The sequence below is a fragment of the Amycolatopsis mediterranei genome, from assembly GCF_026017845.1.
In the GTDB taxonomy this organism is placed as follows: domain Bacteria; phylum Actinomycetota; class Actinomycetes; order Mycobacteriales; family Pseudonocardiaceae; genus Amycolatopsis; species Amycolatopsis mediterranei.
The window spans coordinates 3,393,141-3,412,657 of the sequence record NZ_CP100416.1 but is presented as its reverse complement, the minus strand read 5'-3'; the positions used below and the strand labels follow the sequence as shown (position 1 = coordinate 3,412,657).

The 19,517-nt window shown below is 72.4% G+C and carries 16 protein-coding genes; 5 read left to right on the top strand and 11 right to left on the bottom strand.

The genetic code is table 11. The annotated features are described in order from the left end of the window. Window positions 1-43 precede the first annotated feature (43 nt). Window positions 44-631, top strand: coding sequence for a TetR/AcrR family transcriptional regulator (locus ISP_RS16305; RefSeq protein ID WP_013226338.1), 588 nt, complete (start codon window positions 44-46; stop codon window positions 629-631). Window positions 632-780: 149 nt separating this feature from the next. Here ISP_RS16305 and ISP_RS16300 read toward each other — a convergent pair whose 3' ends face one another. The 6 genes from ISP_RS16300 to ISP_RS16275 form a co-directional block, all read right to left on the bottom strand. Continuing rightward, window positions 781-3,102 (bottom strand): helix-turn-helix domain-containing protein, encoded by a 2,322-nt coding sequence (locus ISP_RS16300; protein ID WP_013226339.1) that lies wholly within the window; start codon window positions 3,100-3,102, stop codon window positions 781-783. A 108-nt stretch (window positions 3,103-3,210) separates the two neighbouring features. Next, window positions 3,211-3,489, bottom strand: a complete 279-nt coding sequence (locus ISP_RS16295) for an HPr family phosphocarrier protein (RefSeq protein WP_013226340.1) — start codon at window positions 3,487-3,489, stop codon at window positions 3,211-3,213. A gap of 11 nt (window positions 3,490-3,500) precedes the next feature. Continuing rightward, window positions 3,501-4,952 (bottom strand): PTS fructose transporter subunit IIC, encoded by a 1,452-nt coding sequence (locus tag ISP_RS16290; protein ID WP_013226341.1) that lies wholly within the window; start codon window positions 4,950-4,952, stop codon window positions 3,501-3,503. A 2-nt stretch (window positions 4,953-4,954) separates the two neighbouring features. Next, the gene (locus tag ISP_RS16285) at window positions 4,955-5,407 is read right to left on the bottom strand and encodes a PTS sugar transporter subunit IIA (RefSeq protein ID WP_013226342.1); all 453 of its coding nucleotides are present in this window, start codon (window positions 5,405-5,407) and stop codon (window positions 4,955-4,957) included. Then, window positions 5,404-6,348, bottom strand: a complete 945-nt coding sequence (pfkB, locus tag ISP_RS16280) for a 1-phosphofructokinase (protein ID WP_013226343.1) — start codon at window positions 6,346-6,348, stop codon at window positions 5,404-5,406. The genes ISP_RS16285 and pfkB overlap by 4 nt, the downstream gene beginning before the upstream one ends. Continuing rightward, the gene (locus ISP_RS16275; protein ID WP_013226344.1) at window positions 6,345-7,106 is read right to left on the bottom strand and encodes a DeoR/GlpR family DNA-binding transcription regulator; all 762 of its coding nucleotides are present in this window, start codon (window positions 7,104-7,106) and stop codon (window positions 6,345-6,347) included. Before ISP_RS16275 ends, pfkB begins: the two co-directional genes overlap by 4 nt. 103 nt (window positions 7,107-7,209) lie before the next feature. On the opposite strand from ISP_RS16275, the gene ptsP reads away from it, so the two are divergent. Continuing rightward, the gene (gene ptsP, locus ISP_RS16270; protein WP_013226345.1) at window positions 7,210-8,778 is read left to right on the top strand and encodes a phosphoenolpyruvate--protein phosphotransferase; all 1,569 of its coding nucleotides are present in this window, start codon (window positions 7,210-7,212) and stop codon (window positions 8,776-8,778) included. Window positions 8,779-8,821: 43 nt separating this feature from the next. Here the strand turns inward: ptsP and ISP_RS16265 are convergent, their stop codons facing one another. The 5 genes from ISP_RS16265 to ISP_RS16245 form a co-directional block, all read right to left on the bottom strand. Further along, a complete protein-coding gene (locus ISP_RS16265; RefSeq protein WP_013226346.1) occupies window positions 8,822-10,549 on the bottom strand; it encodes a ThiF family adenylyltransferase in 1,728 nt (575 codons plus the stop codon). Between the two features lie 78 nt (window positions 10,550-10,627). Next, window positions 10,628-11,464: an Asp23/Gls24 family envelope stress response protein gene (locus ISP_RS16260; protein ID WP_013226347.1), complete on the bottom strand. Its 837-nt coding sequence runs from the start codon at window positions 11,462-11,464 to the stop codon at window positions 10,628-10,630. A 233-nt stretch (window positions 11,465-11,697) separates the two neighbouring features. Continuing rightward, window positions 11,698-12,927, bottom strand: a complete 1,230-nt coding sequence (locus ISP_RS16255) for an SGNH/GDSL hydrolase family protein (protein WP_230468914.1) — start codon at window positions 12,925-12,927, stop codon at window positions 11,698-11,700. Then, complete coding sequence (locus tag ISP_RS16250) at window positions 12,924-15,221, bottom strand: beta-xylosidase/alpha-l-arabinosidase (protein WP_013226349.1); 2,298 nt, start codon at window positions 15,219-15,221, stop codon at window positions 12,924-12,926. Before ISP_RS16250 ends, ISP_RS16255 begins: the two co-directional genes overlap by 4 nt. A 48-nt stretch (window positions 15,222-15,269) precedes the next feature. After that, window positions 15,270-16,280, bottom strand: coding sequence for a LacI family DNA-binding transcriptional regulator (locus ISP_RS16245; protein WP_230468915.1), 1,011 nt, complete (start codon window positions 16,278-16,280; stop codon window positions 15,270-15,272). 134 nt (window positions 16,281-16,414) lie between these two features. Here ISP_RS16245 and ISP_RS16240 point away from each other — a divergent pair, with 134 nt between their 5' ends. From ISP_RS16240 to ISP_RS16230, 3 genes are read left to right on the top strand one after another with little or no spacing between them, the layout of a single operon-like run. After that, on the top strand, window positions 16,415-17,710 hold the full coding sequence (locus ISP_RS16240) for an extracellular solute-binding protein (protein WP_013226351.1): 1,296 nt from the start codon (window positions 16,415-16,417) through the stop codon (window positions 17,708-17,710). Continuing rightward, window positions 17,707-18,678 (top strand): carbohydrate ABC transporter permease, encoded by a 972-nt coding sequence (locus ISP_RS16235; protein ID WP_013226352.1) that lies wholly within the window; start codon window positions 17,707-17,709, stop codon window positions 18,676-18,678. The genes ISP_RS16240 and ISP_RS16235 overlap by 4 nt, the downstream gene beginning before the upstream one ends. Then, complete coding sequence (locus ISP_RS16230; RefSeq protein WP_013226353.1) at window positions 18,678-19,502, top strand: carbohydrate ABC transporter permease; 825 nt, start codon at window positions 18,678-18,680, stop codon at window positions 19,500-19,502. The genes ISP_RS16235 and ISP_RS16230 overlap by 1 nt, the downstream gene beginning before the upstream one ends. Window positions 19,503-19,517 lie beyond the last annotated feature (15 nt).

Below are 19,517 nucleotides of genomic sequence, written 5' to 3'. Positions count from 1 at the left end.
GGTACGCCGGTGTACCATCTCCTTACAAGAGGAGGGGTATAGCGTGACTTCCGTGGACGTCGACACCCGCCCATTCCGCCGGCGCCTCCTGGACGGGCTGGCGGAGTCGATCATCGAGGCCGGCTTCCGCGATACGACGGTGGCCGACGTCGTCCGCCGCGCGCGGACGTCCCGCCGGACGTTCTACGAGCACTTCTCCAGCCGTGAAGAGTGCTTGATCGCGCTCCTGGCGGAGGCGAACCGGTCGATGATCCAGCGGATTTCGGAGGCGGTGGACCCGCGCGCCCCGTGGAAGGACCAGGCCCGCCAGGCGATCGAGACGTGGATCGCGTGCGCGGAGTCCGAGCCGGCGATCACGCTGAGCTGGATCCGGGACATCCCCGCGCTCGGCGCCCCGGCCCGCGAGCTGCAGCGCGACGCGATGGAGGGCTTCATTGCGATGACCCAGCGCCTGACGGACACCCCGGAGATGCGCGCGGCGGGTATCAGCCCGCCGTCGCGGCAGCTGTCGATCATGCTGCTGGGCGGCCTGCGGGAGCTGATCGCAACGACCGTGGAAGACGGCGGCCGCGCCGGTGACGTCACCGAGGTCGCGGTCCGGGCGTCGATCGCGCTGCTCGGCCCGGCGTAACCCCCACGGCTGGGTGGCGGCACCCGCCACCGGGTGCCGCCACCATCTCCCCCTGAAGGCAGCGTCGGCGTCGCACTGCCCAAGACCACTCTGGCCGGTGGCGACGGCTTCCGGGAGGGAGGAATCGCGGGATCCCGGCCGGCCGGAGGTCAGGCGAGCGCGGCGAGGCGGCGTTCGATCCGCTCGATGTCGGACGCCCGGTGCTGCTGCCGGAAGAGGGCGAGGGCCTCGAGCCAGAGACGCCGGGCTCGGGGGTACCGGTGGGCCGAGGCGTACACGTCGGCGAGGTCGGCGAGCACAACCGCTTCCTGCTTGGGGTCGAATGCTCCCCGCAGGAGGTTCACGGCGCGCCGGTAGTGGCGGACCGCGTCGGGGTGCCGGGCGGCCTGGTGGTCGATGTAGCCGAGGCTGTGCAGGGCGTAGGCCTCGGCGTCGAGGTACCGGAGCCGGCGGAAGAGGCGCAGCGCCGCGGTGCAGTACCTGGTGGCCTGGTCGAGCTCGCCGAGGCGCGCGTACTGCCACCCCACCGTGTTGAGGGCGTTCGCGATCCGGGCGGGCCGGCCGAGACCTTCGTACAAGGTCAACGCCTGCAGCGCCGGCGCCAGGGCACGCCGGTGATCCCCGTGCTGCTCCCAGGCCGCGGCGAGGGCCTCGTGGGCGCGGGCCTGCCCCGCGACGTCGCCGGCCTGCCGGAACAGCTCCAGCGCCCGGCCGAGGTGGGTCATCCCGGCTCCGTGATCGCCGACCATGATCCGGGCCCAGCCGTAGAGGCGGTGGACGTCCGCCTGGTCGGAGCGCCCGCGGATCTCGGTGACGGCGTCGATCGCGGGCTGCCAGACGCGGAGGTTGTCGTCCCGGCGATCATGGCGCAGGTGGTGGGTGTTCAGCGTCCACGCGATCCGCCAGACCTCCTCGACCCAGCCGCGCCGGATCGCGCACTGCTGGGCGGCGAGCAGGTTGGCGTGTTCCTCGGTGAACCACCGCACGGCCGCGGCGTGGTCGCCGAGGGCCGGCGGCGGGCATCCGGGCGGCGGGGGCGGGAGGTCGATCGACGGTCGGTGGTCGTCGAGCAGCCGCTCGGCGGCGAACGCGGTGTGCAGGTAGAAGCCGACGAGCCGGCGGATCGCCTGGTCCTGTGCGGTCTCGGACAGGTCGGTGCGCGCGCGGTCGCGGGCGTAGAGGCGGACGAGGTCGTGCATCCGGTACCGGCCGGGGCGGTGCTGCTGGAGCAGGTGGGCGTGCTCGAGGGTGCGCAGCGGCCGGCCGATCCGGGGGAGGGGCCGGCCGGTGAGCCCGGCGATGGCGGCGGCCGGGACGTCGGCGCCCGGCACCAAACCGAGGTGCCGCAACAGGTCCGCGGCTTCGTCGTCCAGCGCCCGGTAGGAGGCGGAGAACACCGAGGAGAGCCGCACCGACGCCTCGCCGGCGTCGAGCCCGTCCAGCCGGCCGGTTTCGTCGGCGAGTTCGGCGGCCAGCAGCGCCAGGGGAAAGGCCGGGTTCGAGCCGGCCCGGGCCGCGACGATGCTGATGGCCAGCGGCAGCCCGGCGCAGAAGCGGACCAGTGCGGCGCTCGCGTCGGCCTCGGCGTCGACCTTGGCGGCGCCGAGGTGCTTGACGAGCAGCTCACCCGCTTCGCCCGGGGTGAACATCGGCAGCCGCATCGCGTGCGCACCACGGGCGACGAGCCCGGTCAGGTGGTGGCGGCTGGTGACGATCACCGTGCAGCCGCCGCTGCCCGGAAGCAGCGGTTCGACCGCGGCGCTGTCCCGGGCGTTGTCGAGGATGATCAGCATGCGCTTCCCGCTGACCAGCGTCCGGTACAACGCGGCCTGTGCGGTCAGGTCGGCCGGGATCGCCGAGGGAGCGACGCCGAACGCGTCGAGGAAGCCGCGGATCGCGGTCTCGGGCGGCATCGGCGGACCGGCGGGGTCGAACCCGCGGAGATCGACGTAGAGCTGGCCGTCCGGAAACCGGTCCAGCTCGCGGTGGGCCCAGTGCAGCGCCAACGCCGTCTTCCCGACCCCGCCGGCGCCGGCGACCGCCGAGATGACCAGGACGGCACCGTCCGCCACCCGGGTGCCGTCACAGGCGGCCGAAAGCTCCTTCAGCTCGTCCACGCGGGCGGTGAACCGCAGCGGCGGCGCAGGGAGCTGGTGCGGCACCGGCGACACCGCCCGGCGCTCGGTGACCGGAGCGGCCGGGCGGCGCGAGTTGACGAACCCCAGGTCCGCGTCGGTTCGGACGTCCAGTACGGCGCGGAACGCGGCCCGGTACCGGGCATTCGGCCACCGGATGGTGCCGCGCTCGAGCTTCGCGACGTAGTTGTCGTCCAACGTCGTCCGCTGCCGGTGGTGGTCCCAGAGGTAGGCGTTGACCAGCTCCGCCAGCTCCCGCCGCGACAGGCACTCGCCGGGGTGGTACTTCGATCCGGTGCTTTCCCGGGCTGCCCGGAGCCGTTTGTTCTCCGTCACCGTCGCTGAGCTCCTCCCCACAGCTCAAGCCCACAGGGTGACCATCCGTACGCGTGTTGTCAACGCGGCCAGGCCCGGGCCCCCTTCCGGAGGGCCCGGGCCTGGTTTCTACGCGTCCAGATCCTGCGCGATCAGCTCGGCCAAAGCGTCGACGGACTCCCGGGCCGCGTCGCCTTCGGCGGTCAGCTCCACCTCGTCCCCGTGGGCCGCGCCCAGGGTCATCAACCCGAGGACGCTGGCCGCGTCGACCGGGTCTCCGGCGACGCCGGCCGTGATCTTGGCGATCTTCACCTTCGCGGCCTGGCCGGCCGCCGTGCGAGCGACCAGGCCCGCGGGCCGGGCGTGGAGCCCGACGCTGCTGGCGACGAGCGTGCGGCGTTGGTACACAGTGGACTCCTTCACGCGTTGACCGGCCGGCTGGAAACGGCGGACGAGCGCTCGGCGGCCCGGAAGCGCCCCTGCTTGAGCGCGATCACCGACCCGGCGGCGACCACCGTCCCGGCGATCAAGGCCACCAGGAACAACAGCGGGTTGCCGATCAGCGGGAGGACGAAGATCCCGCCGTGCGGGGCGCGCAGCGTTGTGCCGAAGGCCATCGACAGCGAGCCCGTGACCGCCGAGCCGAGCATGATCGAGGGGATCACCCGGAACGGGTCCGCCGCGGCGAACGGGATCGCGCCCTCGGTGATGAACGACGCGCCGAGCAGCCAGGCCGCGCGGCCGTTCTCGCGTTCGGCCTCGGTGAACAGCTTCTTGCGGACCGTGGACGCGAGCGCCAGTGCCAGCGGCGGCACCATCCCGGCGGCCATCACCGCGGCCATGATCTGCAGCGACGCCGTCGCCCCGGTGGTCAGGCCGCCGACGGCGAAGGCGTACGCGGCCTTGTTGACCGGGCCACCCATGTCGAAGGCCATCATCAGGCCGAGCAGCGCGCCCAGCAGCAGCGCGCTGACGCCGCTGAGGCTGTTGAGCCAGCTGGTGAGGCCCATTGTTACTGTCGCCATCGGCTTGCCGACCACGACGTACATCAGCACACCGACCACAATGGACCCGAGCAGCGGGTACACCACCACCGGCATGATACCCCGCATCGCCTTCGGCACCTGGATCTTCTTCAGCGCCAGCACGACGCCACCGGCCAGCAGGCCGGCGACGAGACCGCCGAGGAACCCGGCGTGGACGGTGACGGCGATCGCGCCGCCGACGAACCCGGGTGCGATGGCCGGGCGGTCGGCCATCGCGAAGGCGATGAACCCGGCCAGCACCGGCACCAGGAAGTCGAACGCCGCGCTGCCGATCTGGAACATCAGCGCGGCCCAGCCGGCGACCGAACCCGCGTCGAAGTGCTCGGTGACCTTCGGCGCGTCGACGATCTTGTAGCCACCGAGTGCGAAACTCAACGCGATCAGCAGGCCGCCCGCGGCGACGAACGGGATGAGGTAGCTGACGCCGGTCATCAGCCACTGGCGGAGCTTGGTCCCGGCCCCGTCGCTCGCGCCGACCTTCGACGTGAGCTCCGGGGCGGCCGGCGTCGCGGGTGCCGGTTCACGGGCGGCGGCCTTGGCGCGCTCGAACAGCCCGGCCGCGTCGTTGATCGCGGCCTTGACCGGCGCATCGACGATCGGCTTGCCGGCGAAGCGGTCCCGGCCCTGCACCGCGAGGTCGGCGGCGAAGATGACGGCGTCGGCGCTCGCGATGTCCTCGGCGGACAGCGGTTCGGACCCGGCCGAACCCTGGGTCTCGACGACGATCTCGTCGCCGTTGGCCTTGGCGGTCTGCTCCAGCGACTCGGCCGCCATGTAGGTGTGGGCGATCCCGGTGGGGCAGGCGGTGATGGCGACGAACTTCATGATCAGGCCACCTCCTGGCGGATGTACTCGGCGAGGGCGTCGGCGTCGGTGGCGTCCAGCAGGTGCTGCTTGAACTCCGCCCGGACGAGCCGCCGGGCGAGGGCGGCCAGGACCTTGAGGTGCTCGCTGCCGCCGCCTTCCGGCGCGGCGATGAGGAAGATCAGCTTCGCCGGACCGTCCGGCGCGCCGAAGTCGATGCCCGCGTCGCTGCGGCCGAAGGCCAGCGTCGGCGCGGTCACCGCGGCCGAGCGGCAGTGCGGGATGCCGATGCCGCCTTCGAGCCCGGTGGCCATCTGCTCCTCGCGGGCGGCGACGTCCTTGAGGAAGAGGTCGAGGTCGGTCACCCGCCCGGCGTCGACGAGCCGCTGCGCGAGGCCGCGGATGGCGGTCTGCTTGTCGGCGGCGTCGAGGCCGAGGTCGACCAGGTCGGCGGTGATCAGGTCTGGGGTGGTCATGCGGCGGCTCCGCTGAGGGTGAAGGTGGGGTCGGCGTCGAGCAGGCGCACCTGGTCGGGGTGCACGTCCTGCGGGGTGGGCATGCGGCTGCCCTCCTGCGTGACCGCGGCGGTGCCGTAGGCGACCGCGGTCCGCAGGGCTTGGGGGCCGGTTCCTCCCGCGTGGAGGAACCCGGCGAGTGCGGCGTCTCCGGCGCCGACGGTGCTGCGCACGGCCACGAGCGGGCCGAGTGCGTGGCAGGTTGCGGTCTCCTCGACGAGCACCGCGCCGCGCGCGCCCAAACTGACCAGCACGCGGCCGACGCCACCGGAGATCAGTTCCCGGCAGAACGCGACGACGTCGCCGAGCAGCGGGAGCGGGCGGCCGGCGAGCTCGGTCAGCTCGTCGAGGTTGGGCTTCAGCAGGTCGGGGCCGGCCGTGCAGGCGTCGGCGAGCGGCGCGCCGGAGGAGTCGACGGCGACCTTCGCGCCGGCTTCGTGGGCGAGTTCCGTCAGCCGCGCGTAGAAGTCGTCGGGCACGCCGGCGGGCAGGCTGCCGCAGCACACCAGCCATTCGCCGCGCGCGGCCAGTTCGACGGCGCGGCGTTCGAGCGTGGCGAGTTCGGCGGGGGAGATCTCGGGGCCCGGCTCGTTGATCTTCGTCGTGGTCCCGTCGGCTTCGACGAGCGTGATGTTGCTGCGGGTCGACCCGGCGATCGGCACGGCGACGACCGGCACGCCTTCGGGCGCGAGCAGGTCGGCCAGCCGCTCGCCGACCGCCCCGCCGGCGGGCAGCAGCGCGACGGTCGGGGTGCCGGCGGCGGCCAGCGCGCGGGCGACGTTCACGCCCTTGCCACCGGGGTCGAGCTGCACGGCTTCGGCCCGGTTGACCTCGCCGCGGCGTAGGTCGGCCAGCCGCGCGGTCCGGTCGAGGCTCGGGTTCGGGGTCACGGTGACGATCACGCCAGCACCACCTCCGGGCCCGCTTCTTCGAGTTCGGCCACCGCGCCCGCGTCGATGCCGCTGTCGGTGATCAGGACGTCGATCTCCGCCAGCCGCGCGAAGCGGCTGAGCTGGTCGGTGCCGTACTTGCTGTGGTCGGCCAGCAGCACCCGCTTGCGGGCGGCGGCGACCACGGCGGCCTTCACGGCGGACTCGGCCATGTCCGGCGTCGTGCAGCCGTGCTCGGCCGAAAAGCCGTTGGCCCCGAGGAAAGCGACGTCGACGAGCAGGCCTTCGAGCGCGCGCAGCGTCCAGGCTTCGACCGCGGCGAGCGTCGTGCCGCGGACGCGGCCGCCCAGGATGTGCAGCGTGATGCCCGGCCGGGTGGCGAGGATCGAGGCGACCGGGATCGAGTTGGTGATCACCGTCAGCTCGCGGTCGGCGGGCAGCAGCGTGGCGAGCCTGCTGGTCGTGGTGCCCGCGTCGAGCAGGATCGAGCCGCGGTCGGGCACCAGGTCCAGCGCGGCCCGGGCGATCGCGTCCTTTTCGGCGGCGTTGGTCTGATCCCGCTGCGCGACCTCGGGTTCGAAGTCGAGCCGCTCGACGGCGACCGCGCCGCCGTAGACGCGGCGGACCACGCCTTGGCGTTCGAGGACGCCGAGGTCGCGGCGGATGGTCTCGGGGGCGACACCGAGTTCGGCGGCGACGTCACCGACGTCGACGCGGCCGTCGCGTCGTGCGCGTTGCGCCAGGAGCTGGTGCCGTTCGGCGGCGTACATGCCCGTTCCTCTCCGATGTTTGCCCGTTGCCGTTTGATTGTGCCCGTTGTTACCGTACTGTCAATCCCCAGTTACGAGATCCGTTGCCCTTGGAGGTCCCGAAATGCCGTTGTCCGGAGTCGGAGTCAGCCCCGGGCGGGCCGCCGGTCCCCGCGTGCTCGTGACCGCTGACCTGCCGGAACCCGCTTCTTCGCCAGCTCCCGCCGATCTCGAGGCCGAAGCGGGCAAGATCGGGCAGGCGGCGGCAGTGGTGGCGGCCGCGTTGTCCGATCGTGCCCGTTCCGTGTCCGGAGATGCCCGGTCGGTGCTCGAGACGACGGCCGCGATGGCGTCCGATCCGGCGTTGACCGAGTCGGCGGAGAAGCTCGTCCGCGCCCGGTCGCTCCCGGCACCGCGGGCGGTGTGGGAAGCGGCGGGGGAGTTCATGACCGCTTTGCGGGCCGCCGGTGGCTATATGGCCGAGCGCGCCCGGGACGTCGCCGACGTCCGCGACCGGATCGTCGCGGCCTTGCTGGGCGTGGCCCCTCCCGGCGTGCCGGACCTGACGTCGCCGAGCGTGCTGGTGGCCCGCGACCTCGCCCCGGCCGACACCGCCGGGCTCGACCCGGACCTGGTCCTGGCGCTGGTGACGGCGGAAGGCGGCCCGACGAGCCACACCGCGATCCTGGCGCGGGCGCTGGGCATTCCCGCTGTGGTCGCCTGCGCCGGGGTGCTGGACCTGGACAGCCCGGGCCTTGCGGTCGACGGTTCGGCGGGCACGGTGACGCCCTCCGACGGCACGGTCCGGGCGCCGGCCCGGACGTCCCGCCCGACGTGGGACGGCGTCGGCCGCCTCGCCGACGGCCACCGCGTGAAGCTGCTGGGCAACGTGGGTTCCGCGGCGGACGCTTCCGCTGCCGCGACGGCCGGTGCGGAAGGGGTCGGGCTGTTCCGCACCGAATTCTGTTACCTGTCCGCGGCTTCGGAGCCGACGGAGGCCGAGCAGCGCGCGGCGTACGCGGCGGTGCTGTCCCCGTTCGCGGGCCAGCCGGTCGTCGTCCGGACGCTGGACGCCGGTTCCGACAAGCCCCTCGAATTCCTCCCGATGGGCGAGGAACCCAACCCCGCCTTGGGTGTTCGCGGCCTCCGCGTGGCGTTCGACCGCCCGGAGCTGCTGGACCGCCAGCTGGCGGCGATCGCGGCGGCGGCCGCGGACATGGGCGCCGAGCTGTCGGTGATGGCCCCGATGGTGGCCACAGCGGCGGAAGCGGCTTGGTTCGCCGAGCGCGCCCGCGCGGCGGGCATCGAGCGAGTGGGCGTGATGATCGAAATCCCGGCGGCGGCGTTGTGCGCCGAGGCGATTCTCGCGGAGGTGGACTTCGTTTCGCTGGGAACGAACGATCTGGCCCAGTACGTGTTCGCGGCGGATCGCCAGCTGGGCGCGGTGGCGGCCTTGAACAACCCTCACCAGCCGGCGTTGCTGAGGCTGGTGGGGATGGTCGCGCAAGCCGGTGCGGCGGCGGGAAAGCCGGTCGGCGTGTGCGGCGAGGCCGCGGCGGACCCCACGCTGGCGCCGGTACTGGTGGGCTTGGGCGTGACGTCGTTGTCGATGAACGCGGCGGCCCTGGCGGGCGTGGGCGCGGCACTGCGCGAGGTGGATCTGGCGGCCTGCCGGGCCGCGGCCGAACGTTAGGTCGTCGCGCAGGCGCGAGCCGAGCGCTGCACCGGAACCACCGTCAGTTCGGCGGTTGCTCGAGACCAGCCGAGAAGCGGCCGGACTCGCACGGCCGCCCCAGCAGGATCCGGCGGGCGGCTTCCTCGCGCAGCGCGCCGCCGAGCGCCGGCCGGGGACCGCTGCTCGGCGAGCTCCCCTGTTCGCCGAACCATGCCGCCAGCTCCGGGCTGATCCGGCCCGCGTCCAGCATGGCCGGGATGAGCCCGGGATCCAGGACGTCGACCGACTTCACGTCGCCGAGCAGCCCGTGCAGCAACGGGCGGTCGGGCTCGCGGTCGAAACGTTCGACGTCCAGCGGGTCGCCGCCCATCACGACCGGGATGCCGAGGTCCCGGGCGTACTCGCGGGCCGCGATCTTCGCCCACGGCGTGTCGCACTCCTCGACGAGGAGGTCGAGACCACCCGCGAAGAACCGCTCGATGGTCTCCGGCGTCAGGCCGGCCCGCTCGATCTCGATGTCCAGGTAGGGATCGATCTCGGCCAGCTGCCGCGCCGTCAGCACCGCCTTGCCGACGCCGAGGTCGTGCACCCCGCCGCGCAGCCGGTTCAGGTCGGCCGGCCCGAAGCTGCCGGAGTCGGCCAGCCGGTAGCTGCCGCCGATGCCTTCGAGCGCGAACGTCAACGCCGCGCTGTTCCCGGCCGACAGGCCGATGACCCCGATCCGCTTGCCGAACAACCGCCGCCGGTCGGGCCACGAGATGAGGCTCCGGGTGGTGCGGACCAGCCGGAACTCCTCGCGCGGCAGGACGTGCACCAGCCGTCCCGACCACGGGTACCACGCCCACGTGCCGTACTCCCACGGCTGCGCGCCGGCCGGCTGCGCCTGCTTCCCGCGCTCGATCGCGGCCCGGTCGTGGCACGCCGGTTCGCGGCAGCGGACCAGTTCGGTGAGCTGGTCGTCGATCGTGTCGTGCACTTCGCGGACTTTCCCGGACGCGAGCAGCGCTTCGAGGTCGGCCGCGGTGTGCAGCACCGGCCGCCAGGTTTCCCGGTCCGGTGCAACGAGGCCGGCCGGCGACACCCGGGCGGTGCGGCGCACCGGCGGCACGGGCAGCAGCGGCGCCGTCGTACCCGCCGCCGCGATGAAGGGGAATTCGTCGCGTAGCCGCGTGATCAGCTCGCGGTGCCGCCCGCCGCCGTCGGCGACGCGGTGCAGCATGATCACGACGTCTTCGGTGTTCTGCGGAACGTACCGGCGGGTGCCGCGGACCGGCCGGAAGCCGAACCGCTCGTGGAACCGGTCCTGGCCGTCCCTCGTGCCGGACGGGCCGATCACCGCCCGCGCGCCGAGGTGGTGGGCCGCGCCGATCGCCAGCGCGTTGAGGTGGAGCCCCAGCCCGAGCCGGCGGGCGTGGTGCTCGACGACCAGCCTGCCGTGCTCGAACACGTCCGCGGTGCCGAAGCCTTCGGCCGCCAGGAGTTCCTCGTAGCGTTCGTCGCCGAGGAAGCCGCGGGAGCGGAACCGCGCGTCCGTGTCCGGTGTGGACAGCCGGATGTACCCCAGCGGCGGGCCGCCGGGGCTGCGCCGCGCGATGAAGTGCCAGGCACCGAAGTCGAGGTCCTGGTCGTCGGTGTGGGTGCCGTGGTCGGCCCGGATGCCGGCGCGCAGGGCGCGGACGGCGTCGAGCATCGGGCGGCCGTCGTCGCCGGGCCGCGGTCCGAGGAACGCGGTGACGTGCCAGTCCGGGGTTTCCGGCGCGGGTGCGCCGGGGTGGGTCAGCGGGGTCAACTGTCGCCTTTTCTCACCGGCCGTTCCGGGGCCGGCCGGTGCCCGGTCCGGGGAACCGGAACCGGGCACCGGCGCGGATCAGCCGGCTTCCGGGAAGTGGACGTCGGTGACGTGGACGTCGACGACCTCGACGTCCAGGCCCAGGTACTGCTCGACGGCGTCGATCACCGCGACGCGGATCTGCTCGCCCACCGCCTTGACCGCGTGGCCGAACTCGACCACCACGGGGATGGTGACCCAGGCGACCTCGTCGGCGAGTTCGACCTTGATGCCGTCCTCGGCGACGCTGTGCACGCCCTCGGTCCGGCCCGCGATCCGCGTGACGATCTTGCCGACCACCCCGTCGGCCACCGTGGTGCTGCCGCGGCTGCCCGCGGCGGCCCGGGTCACGGCGGGCTCGGCGTCGGCGACCGGCTCGGCGTCGGCGACCGGCTCGGCCTCCACGGGGTCCACGCTCTCGACGACGGGCACGTCCTCCACGACCGGCGCGGCTTCATCGGCGACCGGCTCGGTGTCCGCAACCGGCTCGGCCGCAACGGCTTCGGCGACCGGCTCGCTCTCCTCGGCCGCCTCGCTTTCCGCGACCGGCTCGAGAGCTTCCTCTTCAGCGTTGAGGTCCGTGTCGTCGTCTTCGGTGTCCTCGGCGGCCGCCTCTTCGTCGGTGGCGGTGACGTCTTCGTCCTCGGTCTCGGCCTGGTCGGCGTCGACGGCTTCGTCCTCGGCGGTTTCCGCGGCGCCTTCGACCTCAGGAGCGGAATCCGCCTCGACGACATCCGCCTCGTCGGTCTCGGGAGCGCTTTCGGCCGGCGCCTCGGTGACCACCGCTACGGGCTCGACGGTGCCGTAGGGGTACCCACCCGAGCCGGCGGTTTCGTTCTTGGGGCGGCCGAAGATGCTGTTCATGACGTCGGACATGGGTTCCCTTTCCGGGAGCGACGAACACCTGTGGGGACAGCAGACGGCGACATGCTAGGGGACGGCCCGTGACGCGCGTCACGGGCCCCCTGCCTTCGAGACTCGCTTGTGTCCCAACAGATATCCGGCGCTGGCCGGGCTGATCACCGTCCGTCAGCCCGGGTTCGGCGGTCAGTGACTACCCGGGAGAAATCACGCCCGGGAATTGTGGTCTTTTCTGCGTTCGGCCATTTCTAGCCGTCGTTCCGGAAAAGGCCGGGCGGCACGCTCGAACCGAGCGCCCGGTACCCCGCCGGGTTCAGGTGCAGGTGGTCGCCGACGTCGTAGGCCGGCAGCAGCCGGGCGGGGGCCGCCGGGTCGCGGGTCACCTTGTCGAAGTCCAGCAGCGCGTCGAAGTGGCCCGGCTGCCGGATCCACGCGTTCACCTGCTGCCGGGCCGCTTCGCGGGCCGGGTCGTCGTAGGCGGTGTTGCCGCCGAAGGGCGTGATCGTCGCGCCGTACACGCGGATGTCCTGTGCGTGCGCGCGGACCAGGATCTGGTCGTAGGCGTCGATCAGCTGCTCCGCCACGTCCGGCGCCGCCGCCGGGGTGGCCGTGCCGATGTCGTTGACGCCCTCGAACACGATCGCCCACGAAACCCCGCTCGTGGCCAGCAGATCGCGGTCCAGGCGGGCCAGCACGTTCGGGCCGAGGCCGTCCTGCAGGACGCGGTTGCCGCCCGCGGCCTCGTTCACCACCGCGACGCCGTGCAGGCGCGAAGCCAGCACGTTCGGCCAGCGGTCGTTGCCGTTCGTCGTCGAGCCGCGGCCGTCGGAGATGGAGTCGCCGATCACCGCCACCGCGGCCGCCGGGGACAGCACCTCGATGCCGCTGAGGAAGTACCAGTGGTCGACCGGGGTCGCGCCCGGCAGTTCGGTGTCGGCGACGTGGTTGCCCGCCAGCAGGTACGACGTCGTGCGCGAGCCGGGGTGCGAGGTGATCGACGTCGATGCCTGGCCGTGCGCCAGGTACGCCGTCACCGCGATGTTCTCCAGCGACCGCACCGGGAAGGGCACCGGGTCCGACACGACCTGAGCGCCCTGGGGAACGACCGTCGAGGGCTTGCCGTGGAACGTCACCGAGAGGGCGCTGCCCGGGACCACGGACGAGACACCGGCCGCGCCGGAGACCGGGCGCGCCACCGACACCGCGGTCAGCGGCAGCGGTGCCCCGCCGAAGGCGTTGGAGAACCGCAGCCGGATCCGCGGGCCGCCGACGGTCACCTGCGCCGTCTCGCGCAGGGACGCGTTGTCGAGCACCCGGTCGGTGCCGGTGAACGGCGCCGGCGGCATGTTGCCCGGCTCGGTCAGCTGGGGCATCGACGTCCACGTCGCCACCCAGTGCGATGGCGCGGGACGGCCGGACGCGCCCACGAAGAGCACGGTCAGCACGGCCAGGAAGAAGATCACCAGAGGACGTCTCATAACGAGAACTCCGGGGTCAGGACCCGGTCGGCGCCGACGACGCGGCGTGGCCCGGTCAGCGTGCAGTGCAGGGTCGTGACGATCTGTTCACTCGAAGTGCCCACTCGCAGCTCGACGTCGCCGGGGTCGACCTGGCGCTGCCGCGCGCGGCCGGTGTAGGAGGTCAGGTCCGCGTGCAGGCCGATCTCCAGGACGCAGGTTTCGCCAGGGGGCAGGCAAACCCGGCGGGCCGCGATGAGCTGGCGCTCCGGCCGGGCCACCTCGGCCACCGGGTCGTGCAGGTAGACCTGCACGACTTCGGAAGCCTCGCGATCGTGGTCGTTGCGCAGGGTCACCCGCACCCGGCAGACGCCGTCGGTCGGCCAGAGCGAGCCCGTCGCGCTGACGTCCAGCCAGGTCGCCGGCGCGTAGGACAGCCCGTGCCCGAACGGGAACAGCGGCGAAGGATCCACTGTGGACACCTCGCTGCGCCGGCCGAGCGGCGCGGCCAGGTACGTCGAGGGCTGGCTCGCCCCGGCCGCCGGGAAGCTCACCGGCAGCCGGCCGGCCGGGTTGATCCGTCCACTGAGGACCCCGGCCAGCGCCGCGGCCCCCTCTTCGCCGGGGTAGAACCCGCAGACGACCGCGGCCAGCCGCGGGAGCTGCCGGGACAGCTCGTACGGCCGTCCCGAGAGCAGGACGAGCACCACCGGCTTGCCCGTGTCCAGCAGCGCGTCGAGGAGTTCCTCCTGGCGCCCCGGCAGCCGCAGGTCGGCCGCGTCGCAGCCTTCACCGGACGTCCCGCCGCCGAACAGCCCGGCCCGGTCGCCCAGCACGGCCACGCACACCGACGCCTCCGCGCACGCCGCCACGGCCTGCGCGATCCCGTCGTCGTCCCCGCCCGTGACCGGGCAGCCCAGGGCGTAGCTCACGTCGTAGCTCGAGCCCAGCGCCTCGCGCAGGGTCGGCACCGAGACGCCGAACGGGACGTCGGGGTGGTGGACGCCGACGTGCAGCGGGAAGGAGTAGCAGCCGAGCATCGCGCCGGGGGTGTCCGCCCGCGGCCCGACCAGGGCGACACCGGTGCCGGGGGAGAGCGGGAGCGTGCCGTCGTTGTGCAGCAGCACGATCGAGCGCTCGGCCACCTCGCGCGCCAGCGCCCGCGATTCGGCGTCGTCGAGGTCGATCTCTTCGGGGACCTCGGGGGCCCAGCCGGCGTCGAGCAGGCCGAGGTCGCACTTCTGGCGCAGGACGCGTTCGAGGGCGCGGTCGACGGCGGCGACCTCGACCGCGCCCCCTTCCACCGCGGCGAGCAGCGGCTCGCCGTAGCAGTCCATGGTCGGCAGTTCCACGTCGATGCCCGCGGTGAGCGCCTGTCCGGCGGCGTCGGCGCGATCGGCCGCGACGCCGTGCAGCCGGTGCAGGAACGCCACGGAGAAGTAGTCGGACACGACCGTGCCGGTGAAGCCGTAGGTGTCCCGCAGCAGCTCCGTGAGCAGGGACGGGTCGGCGGCGCCCGGGACGCCGTCGACGTCGGTGTAGGTGTTCATCACCGACCGGGCGCCGGCCCGCAGCGCCTGCTCGAACGGCGGCAGCAGGACGTCGGCGATTTCGCGCGGGCCGGCCGAAACCGGCGCCAGGTTGCGCCCGGCGCGGGAGGCGGAGTAGCCGACGAAGTGCTTGAGCGTGGCCACCACGCCGGCCGACTCGAGGCCGGCGACGTAGGCGCTGCCGATCGTCCCGACCAGGTAGGGGTCCTCGCCGATGGTCTCCTCGACCCGCCCCCAGCGCAGGTCGCGGGCCACGTCGAGGACGGGCGCGAGACCCTGGTGCACGCCCAGCCCGCGCATGGTCCGCCCGATGCGCGCCGCCATCCGCTGCACCAGCTCGGGGTCGAAGGTGGCGCCCCACGACAGCGGCGCCGGGTAGATCGTCGCCTGCCACGCGGCCAGCCCGGTCAGGCACTCTTCGTGCACCACCGCGGGAATCCCGAACCGGCCGCTCGCGACGATCTGCCGCTGGGTGCGCGCGAGGCTGTGCGCCCCGATCACCGGGTCGACCGGCCGGGTGCCGAACGCGCGGGTCAGCTGCCCGATGCCGTGGCGGACCAGGGCGTCGAAGTCGACCGCCGCGTCGACGAACTCGTGCTGGTGCGGCGCCATTTCGCCGCCGGAGTCGATGCCGACCCAGACCCCGTAGAGCTGGGCGAGCTTCTCGCGCAGGGTCATCCGGGCCATCAGGGCCCGGACGCGTTCGCCCGGGTCGGCCGCGGGGTCGCGCCACGGCTCTCCGGCCGTGGTGGGCTGCGTGGTCAAGGCTTTTCCGCCCTTCGTCTGGGGAGGAGGTGAGGAGGAGGAACCGGTTCAGGGGAGGGCGCGGGTCGAGCGCCGCACGACCAGGCCGGTGTCGAGCGTGACGTGGGTGCGGTCGACGTCGTCGCCGTTGATCAGCGCGATGAGCATGCGGATGGCCCGGTGGCCCATCTCGCGGATCGGCTGGTCCACTGTGGTCAGTGGCGGGCTGCAGAGCGCCGACTCGGGCACGTTGTCGAAGCCCACCACGGAAAGGTCGTCGGGCACGGTGAGCCCGAGCTCGCGGGCCGCGCCCACGGTCGCGATGGCCGAGATGTCGTTCGCGGCGAACACCGCGGTCGGCCGGTCCGGCCCGGTCAGCAGCGCGTGCGCCGAGGCCGCGGAGACCTCCGGATCGTAGGCGCCGATCCGGATCAGGTCCTCGTCCGGCGTGATGCCCGCGGCCGTCAACGCCCGCAGGTATCCCGTTTTGCGCAGCTCGGCCGACTGCAGGTCGGGCCGGCCCGCGAGGAACCCGATCCGCCGGTGCCCCAGCTCCAGCAGGTGCTCGGTGGCCAGCTGCGCGCCGCGCAGGTTGTCGGAGTCGATCGTCGGCAGGTGCGACGGCCCGGTGTGCGGGTCGACGGCGACGACCGGCGTGCCCGGCACGACTTCGAGGGAAACGGTGGGGGTGACCAGCACGGCGCCGTCGACGAGGGTGCCGCTCAGCCGGGAGAGGTAGCGCTTTTCCCAGCCCAGCGGATCTCCGGTGCGCCCGCCGGCGGAGTAGACGACCAGCTCGAAGCCACTGCCGCGGATGGCGTCCGCCGCACCCTTGAGCAGCTCGGTCGAGAACGGTTCGAGGTCGGCGACCAGGATGCCGATGACGTTCGTCCGGTGGTTTCTCAGGCTTTGCGCCACCAGGCTCGCTTCGTAGCCGAGCTCTTCGATCACGGCGCGGACTCTGGCGAGCGTCGCGGCGGAGACGCCGTAGCGCTCGTTGATCACCTTCGAAACCGTGGCCACCGAGACGCCGGCCCGGGCGGCGACGTCACGGATGGTCACCCTGGAACTGGGCTGCATCGGCTCAGACTAGCTTTAGAAAACGTTATCGACAACGATTGACATCGCATTTGCCCCGGGAGCAGACTCTTCGCCAACCCGGGCGCAGAGCCGCCCCGTCCAACTCGGCCGAAGTCGTCAGGAGTGGACCCACAATGTTTGTGAAACGCCGGATCACCGTTCTCGCCGCCTTGGCGGCCGTCGTCCCGCTCGCGCTCGCGGCGTGCAGCGGGGGGAGCGACACCCCCGCGCAGCCGAGCGGCCCGGTCACCTTGACCTGGTGGCACAACGGCACCACCGATCCGATCAAGTCGATCTGGGAGAAGGTCGTCGCCGACTACCACCAGGCGCACGGCGACGTCACGATCAAGGCCCAGCCGCTGCAGAACGAGGACTTCAGCACGAAGGTGCCCCTCGCCCTGCAGTCGGCCGAGCCGCCGGACATCTACCAGTCCTGGGGCGCCGGTGACCTGGCTTCGCAGCTGACCTCGGGCAAGGTCGCCGACATCACCGACTTCACGAAGTCGTGGATCACCCAGACCACCGGCAAGTTCGGGGAGAACTGGCAGGTCGACGGCAAGCAGTACGGCGTGCCGTTCGAACAGCACTTCGTCGGCTTCTGGTACCGCAAGGACCTCTTCCAGCAGGCGGGGATCACCACGCCGCCGAAGACCATGGACGAGCTGAACACCGCAGTCACGCAACTGAAGGCCAAGGGCATCGCGGCGATCTCGGTCGGCGGCAAGGACCGCTGGCCGGATGCCTTCTACTTCAACTACTTCGCCGTCCGGGAATGCTCGGTCGACGTGCTCAAGAAGTCGGTGAAGGCGGTCAAGCTCGAGGACCCGTGCTGGACGAAGGCAGGTCAGGACCTCAAGAACTTCCTGGCCACCGAGCCGTTCCAGACCGGGTTCGCCGGCACGCCCGCCCAGCAGGGCGCGGGCAGCTCCGCCGGCCTGGTCGCCAACGGCAAGGCCGCGATGGAGCTGCAGGGCGACTGGGAGCCCGGCACGATGTCGTCGCTGACCGAGGACAAGGACCTGGACTCGAAGGTCGGCTGGTTCGCGTTCCCGTCCGTCACGGGTGGCCAGGGCGACCCGAACGCGGTGCTCGGCGGCGGTGACGGGTTCGCCTGCACCACCCGTGCGTCGAAGGCGTGCGCGGACTTCCTGCAGTACCTGGGCAGCGAGCCGGTGCAGACGCAGCTGGCCGCGCAGGGCGCGGGCCTGCCGGTCAACACCGTCGCCGCGAAGTCGCTGAAGACCGACACGCTCCGGCAGGTCTACGACTACGGCACGAAGGCGCCGTACCTGCAGATGTACTTCGACCGGGCGTTCCCGACGGCGGTCGGTGCCGCGCTGAACGACGCGGTGGCCAACATGTTCGCCGGCCAAGGCACCCCCGAGGGCATCGTGACGGCCGTCAACCAGGCCGCGGCGGGCAACAAGTGACCACGGCGACGACCCCGGTGCGGACGGCCGCGAAGCCGTCCGCACCGGCGGTCACCGCCCGCAAGCACCGGCCCGGCCGGCGCAAGCGGCTCGAGCTGGCGCTGCTGCTCGGGCCCGCCCTGCTGCTGTTCACCGGGTTCGTCCTGGTGCCGATCGGGATCGCGGCGTTCTACAGCCTCTTCAACTGGAAGGGGTTCGGCCCGCTCGACGACTTCGTCGGGTTCAAGAACTACGCAGATGCCTTCGGCGGCACGGTGTTCCAGAGCGCCATCGTCCACAACCTGATCATCGCCGGGTTGTCGATCGCGGTGCAGCTGCCGCTGTCGATCGGGCTGGCGCTGCTGCTCAACCGGAAGCTGCGTGGCCGCGCGGTGCTGCGGGCCCTGGTGTTCGCGCCGTACGTGCTCTCCGAAGCGATCACCGCGGTGATCTGGGCGCTCATGCTGCAGCCGAACGGGTTCGCCGACCGGACGCTCCGGGGGGCCGGGCTCGGCGGGCTGGTCCACAACTGGCTGGCCGACCCGGGCATCGTGCTGTACACGATGTTCGCGGTGATCACCTGGAAGTACATCGGCTTCGGCATCATCCTGCTGCTCGCCGGGCTCCAGGGAGTGCCCGCCGAACTGCGCGAAGCCGCGGCGCTCGACGGTGCTTCGGCGTGGCAGACCACCCGGCACGTGGTGCTGCCGCTGCTCGGGCCGACCATCCGGATCTGGATCTTCCTGTCGGTGATCGGCTCGCTCCAGCTGTTCGACGTCGTCTGGATCATGACCCAAGGCGGCCCGGCGAACGCGTCGACGACGATGGCGACCTACCTGATCGACCACGGCTTCAAGCGCTACGAATTCGGGTTCGGCTCCGCGGTGGCGGTGATCCTGTTCGTCATCTGCTTCGTGTTCGCCCTGCTGTACCAGCGGTTCGCACTCCGCCGCGACACCCAGGGCGCCCTGACCAGGATGGTGGGCTGATGCGCTCCGGCAAGTTCGGCCTGTCGATGGGCTACCTCGCGGCGATCGTGGTGGTCGGCGTGACCGTCGTGCCGCTGCTGTTCGTGGCGCTGGGCGGGTTCCGCACCAACGCGCAGATCAACACCGACCCGGCCGGGCTGCCGGGGCCGTGGGTGTTCGACAACTACGCCTCGGTGCTCGGTTCGAGCGCGTTCTGGACGTTCCTCGGCAACAGCGCCCTGATCGCCGTGATCGCCACCGCACTGGCCGTCGGGCTCGGCTCGATGGCCGGGTACGCGCTCTCGCGCTACCAGTTCAAGGGCCGGGAGGCGTTCTACACGCTGTTCACGCTCGGCCTGCTGTTCCCGGTCGGCGTCGCGACGCTGCCGCTGTACCTGTGGCTGCGGCAGCTGGGCCTGCTCGAGAGCTTCTGGGGCGTGGCGATCCCGGAGGCGGCGTTCTCGCTGCCGGTGACGATCGTGATCCTGCGTCCGTTCATGCACGCGATCCCCGGCGAGATCGAGGACGCGGCCGTGCTCGACGGCACCACCAGGCTCGGCTTCTTCTGGCGGATCCTGCTGCCGCTCTCGACGCCGGCGTTGACCACGGTCGCCGTGCTCGCCTTCGTCACCAGCTGGAACACCTACCTGCTGCCGCTGCTGGTGTTCAACGACTCCGCGCACTTCACGCTCCCGCTCGGCGTCGCGATGTTCCAGTCCGCCTTCTCCCAGGACACCGCCCGGGTGCTGGCGTTCACCGCGTTGTCGGCGATCCCCGCGCTCGTGTTCTTCGTGCTCGCCGAACGGCGCATCGTCGGCGGGTTGACCGGATCCGTCAAGGGCTGACTCAGGAGGTCTCCC

Bases quoted from the DNA above. Each gene is read 5' to 3' on its own strand.
- ISP_RS16290 (WP_013226341.1), bottom strand. From the start codon at position 4,952: ATGAAGTTCGTCGCCATCACCGCCTGCCCCACCGGGATCGCCCACACC.
- ISP_RS16255 (WP_230468914.1), bottom strand. From the start codon at position 12,927: ATGAGACGTCCTCTGGTGATCTTCTTCCTGGCCGTGCTGACCGTGCTC.
- ISP_RS16240 (WP_013226351.1), top strand. From the start codon at position 16,415: ATGTTTGTGAAACGCCGGATCACCGTTCTCGCCGCCTTGGCGGCCGTC.
- ptsP (WP_013226345.1), top strand. From the start codon at position 7,210: ATGCCGTTGTCCGGAGTCGGAGTCAGCCCCGGGCGGGCCGCCGGTCCC.
- ISP_RS16285 (WP_013226342.1), bottom strand. From the start codon at position 5,407: ATGACCACCCCAGACCTGATCACCGCCGACCTGGTCGACCTCGGCCTC.
- ISP_RS16275 (WP_013226344.1), bottom strand. From the start codon at position 7,106: ATGTACGCCGCCGAACGGCACCAGCTCCTGGCGCAACGCGCACGACGC.
- ISP_RS16260 (WP_013226347.1), bottom strand. From the start codon at position 11,464: ATGTCCGACGTCATGAACAGCATCTTCGGCCGCCCCAAGAACGAAACC.
- ISP_RS16245 (WP_230468915.1), bottom strand. From the start codon at position 16,280: ATGCAGCCCAGTTCCAGGGTGACCATCCGTGACGTCGCCGCCCGGGCC.
- ISP_RS16230 (WP_013226353.1), top strand. From the start codon at position 18,678: ATGCGCTCCGGCAAGTTCGGCCTGTCGATGGGCTACCTCGCGGCGATC.